Here is a 3,375-nt window from a genome sequence, read left to right as displayed (position 1 = left end):
TACGATGGAGAAGCGACAACTATGAACTAGCCAGCGACAATTACACCCGTCGACCGGCCAGAATAGTTGTCGCTGACCGGCCGTGCCGCTTGACGCTGTCTACGATGTGCTCAAGAACGAACGCGCTGCTGCGAAACGGCATAGCGAGACACTCGGTCCACCCCGTTGCGATATCCGTCATCACGAAGCTGTGTACGAAGTCGCCGTCGATCTTGGTGCCACCGCAATGCTCAACGAAATCAACCTCCAAATAACCGGGTAGCGGGTCGTTCCAGTCAGTGAAGGTCCTGATCGGCACCGCGCGGCGAATCGCATTGCCGATTCCGCCAGCTCGCCGGCGCTGGCCGCTGAAGGCTTGCTCGCGCACATCCCGCAGCAGCCGATCAATGGTCGCGGCGCTAATCTGCTTGAGCCGCTGGCGTAGGTCCTTCGGCAGCGACAGATGACCATGCCGTGTCATCGAGTCGATCAGCGTCGGGATGAGCGCCTTCAGGCGTTTGCTGCAAATCCGGTCGGCAGCCTCCCATAGGGTGATCAACGCGGCACGAACGTCATCGTCGTAGCGTCGCTGCGGGCCTGGCTTCGCCCTCGGCGGCTGCGCCTCTCGGCACAGCATCCGGATTGCGTGCTTACGATGATAGCCCGTCAATTCAACGAATTCGTCCAAGATCTGGCGCTTGTCGTTCCGGTCGGAGCGGCGGTACCGCTCTCCAACTGCCTCGGTCAATTCCCGTCTTGTTGTCACGCTGAGCCGCCTCGTCATAAGTCGCCCCCGCCAGCCGTCTGACAGGTAGCAAATTACTTGAGGCAACGAGCCTAGCTCGGTAACGAAAAACCTGAAGTCAATGCGCCGGCCAAGACAATTGTCGCCGCCCAAACGCCGTCGCACGTCTGACAGCATGCGCTATTACTACCTCAAGGCGGCGGAAGAACTGCGCGCTCGCATTGTGAAAGTCGGTCCCGGCATTGGCGAAGAGACCGCGAACGTCCAGCTCATGGTCGACGAGTTCGGCAAGCTCGCCGATGACGCCGAGAAGCACGGCACGCAAGTCATGCTGGAAATCATGCCCTTCAGCAACGTCCGCACAATTGAAACAGGCAAGGCCATCGTCGAAGGCGCGAACAAGGCAAACGCAGGCCTTCTGCTCGACATCTGGCATTTGAGCCGTGGCAATGTCGACTTCAAGGAAATCGCCACTATCAAGCCGGAATTCATCAAGGGCATCGAACTGGACGACGCTGACCGCTATGCAATCGAGCCGCTGTGGATGGACACCATTCACAAGCGCCGCCTGCCGGGCGAAGGCGTACTCGACGTGAAGGGCTTCATCAAAGCAATTCAGGCGACCGGCTGGAACGGCCCTTGGGGTGTTGAGATTCTGTCCGAGGTCGAGCGCAAGCTCCCGTTGGACAAAATGGCAGCACGTGCCTACAACGCGACCATTAGCCAGTTCGAAAACTAATTTGCTGTAGCAGAAACTCCGTAGAGGAACGGCCGCGTCTTTGTCTACGCGGCCGTTTTGCCAATGCGGCTACACCGCGTCACCTTTTTGGCGGCGTTTGCAGTTAGTGTCTTGGCAATCCTCTTGACATGCAACGCCCTGAAACGCTGAAGGACAGACCAAATGCTCTCACTCTATGTTCGTTTCAAGCTGCATCCCGGAACCAAGCCTCGCTTCGTACCGCATCTTGCCGAGCTCATCAAAACGATGGGCAAGGAGCCGACTTTCGTCAGCGCCGTGCTGAGCGAAGACCCAGAAGCAGCGGACGATATGGTCTTATTCGAGTTATGGAACGGCTCTACGCAGGAATGGCTCAATGAGCAGCCGCAAAAACTGTATCGAAGCGTCTATGACGAGGCCACCAGAGACCTCGTCGCCGACAAAGAGGTACGCTTTCTTGCTCCGGTTGTGATTCAAAACTAGCAACAACGACCGTCAACGCTCCGCCGTCGCTGTGAGCGTCGACCGCTCGCCTTCGAAGAAGGCGGTATGACTTAGTCATGGCTAGCGCTCATCGAAGGTTCCCGCGGGCCGATAACCGCGCGCTGAACAGCGGCGGGTTTCAGGGGCACACCAGCCGCCGGAATGACGCGTGCACGCCGTAGGCGAAGGGCAGAAAGTGGCCGCGTGCTGCCCGAGGTGGTCGGCGCTAGACGACCCTTGCCGACGGTCGGTGTTCGGCGACCCTATCATCTGTTTTGCGACTCGAAGCTGCCACTCAACGGTCCTTGCGACGAGGGAAGCCTAAGGCAACGCGGGGGCCGAACGCTGGATTGGCATTTCTGTTGGTTTACGCGAGGCGAGAGTTTCCAACGGAAACTGCAGAAACAGGGCGCCATTCAACTCAAAACAGCGCCTCAATCATGGGATAACCGCGCCAATCTTCTCTCCCTATTGCTCCGGCGGCGTCTGTTGATCATAGGCTCTTTGCGCCTGATCAATCTCATGCAAATGCTTGATCGACCATTCATAGACTGCTCCGAACGGAACCTGCAGGGTACGCCCGAGTTCCGTGATCGAGTATTCCACCGCGACCGGAGAAGTATTGAGCACATTCCGAGCGACGAGGCCATTGCGTTCCAGACGCCTTAAGGCTTGCGTAAGCGCCTTATGCGTGATTCCTTCCAGCCTGCGCTTGATCTCGTTGAAGCGAGTTGGCTTCTTGGTCAGCAGCGTGAGAATCATCACTGACCACTTGTTCGCCACCTGATCGAAAAACGAGCGTGCAGCGCAATCCGCAAAGAAAACCTCGTCAACCTCGCAAGTCATGTCGGTATCTTCCTGTATATCTGCGCACCTAAAGGTGCGTAATTGACCGTAGATATCCAATGTATAACATGGAGTCCGGTCAACTGCTTCGAGCTCGGCGTCACGCAGCCCAGCGAGCCAAGCGTTTGATGTACTCGTGGTAGATAAGGATAACGAATGAAAATGATGGAACAGGAACTGTCTCGACGCGACATGCTGAAGGTCGCCGGTGCGGCAGCGATTGCGACCACTCTCGGGAATCATGAAGCCTTTGCCGCAACGAAATCGCCGGCCACACTGTTCTCGACCGAGGTAGGTACCGGAAAGAACGTCATGTTTCTCCACGGCTGGACTTGCGATTCGCATGACTGGAGCTGGCAACTGCCGGTCTTCGAAAACAGGTATCGCGTCGTCGCTGTCGATCTGCGCGGGCATGGCAGATCGCAGCTGATGCCGCCTGGCGCTTATACGCCCGCCGACTACGTCGCGGATATCGAGGCATTTATCGCGACAAGGTATCCCGGACAGAAGTTCATTCTCGTCGGGCATTCGATGGGTGGCCAGATCGCAGCCCAGCTTGCCGCGAAGCGCCCGGATCTGGTCAGCGCGGTGGTGTCCGTCGATG

At 57.7% G+C, this 3,375-nt stretch carries 5 protein-coding genes; 3 read left to right on the top strand and 2 right to left on the bottom strand.

Features of this window, described 5'->3' with window-relative positions:
- Positions 1-40: 40 nt before the first annotated feature.
- The gene (locus tag BG57_RS30650) at positions 41-727 is read right to left on the bottom strand and encodes an MBL fold metallo-hydrolase (protein ID WP_229753892.1); all 687 of its coding nucleotides are present in this window, start codon (positions 725-727) and stop codon (positions 41-43) included.
- Positions 728-899: 172 nt separating this feature from the next.
- Between BG57_RS30650 and BG57_RS30645 the strand changes: the two genes are divergently transcribed.
- Positions 900-1,463, top strand: a complete 564-nt coding sequence (locus tag BG57_RS30645) for a sugar phosphate isomerase/epimerase family protein (RefSeq protein WP_229753891.1) — start codon at positions 900-902, stop codon at positions 1,461-1,463.
- A gap of 162 nt (positions 1,464-1,625) precedes the next feature.
- Positions 1,626-1,925, top strand: a complete 300-nt coding sequence (locus BG57_RS30640) for an antibiotic biosynthesis monooxygenase (RefSeq protein WP_035971002.1) — start codon at positions 1,626-1,628, stop codon at positions 1,923-1,925.
- A gap of 468 nt (positions 1,926-2,393) precedes the next feature.
- Here the strand turns inward: BG57_RS30640 and BG57_RS30635 are convergent, their stop codons facing one another.
- A complete protein-coding gene (locus BG57_RS30635; RefSeq protein WP_035971000.1) occupies positions 2,394-2,771 on the bottom strand; it encodes a winged helix-turn-helix transcriptional regulator in 378 nt (125 codons plus the stop codon).
- Between the two features lie 192 nt (positions 2,772-2,963).
- On the opposite strand from BG57_RS30635, the gene BG57_RS30630 reads away from it, so the two are divergent.
- Positions 2,964-3,375, top strand: a 412-nt coding sequence (locus BG57_RS30630; protein ID WP_241482173.1) for an alpha/beta fold hydrolase, incomplete at its 3' end; no start/stop codon positions are given.

The organism is Caballeronia grimmiae, assembly GCF_000698555.1.
In the GTDB taxonomy this organism is placed as follows: Bacteria; Pseudomonadota; Gammaproteobacteria; order Burkholderiales; family Burkholderiaceae; genus Caballeronia; species Caballeronia grimmiae.
The sequence above is the reverse complement of the archived record's forward strand: the minus strand, read 5'-3'. Positions and strand labels throughout refer to the sequence as shown.

Coding starts and splice junctions, on each gene's coding strand:
- BG57_RS30635 (WP_035971000.1), bottom strand. CDS start 2,771: ATGACTTGCGAGGTTGACGAGGTTTTCTTTGCGGATTGCGCTGCACGC.
- BG57_RS30640 (WP_035971002.1), top strand. CDS start 1,626: ATGCTCTCACTCTATGTTCGTTTCAAGCTGCATCCCGGAACCAAGCCT.
- BG57_RS30645 (WP_229753891.1), top strand. CDS start 900: ATGCGCTATTACTACCTCAAGGCGGCGGAAGAACTGCGCGCTCGCATT.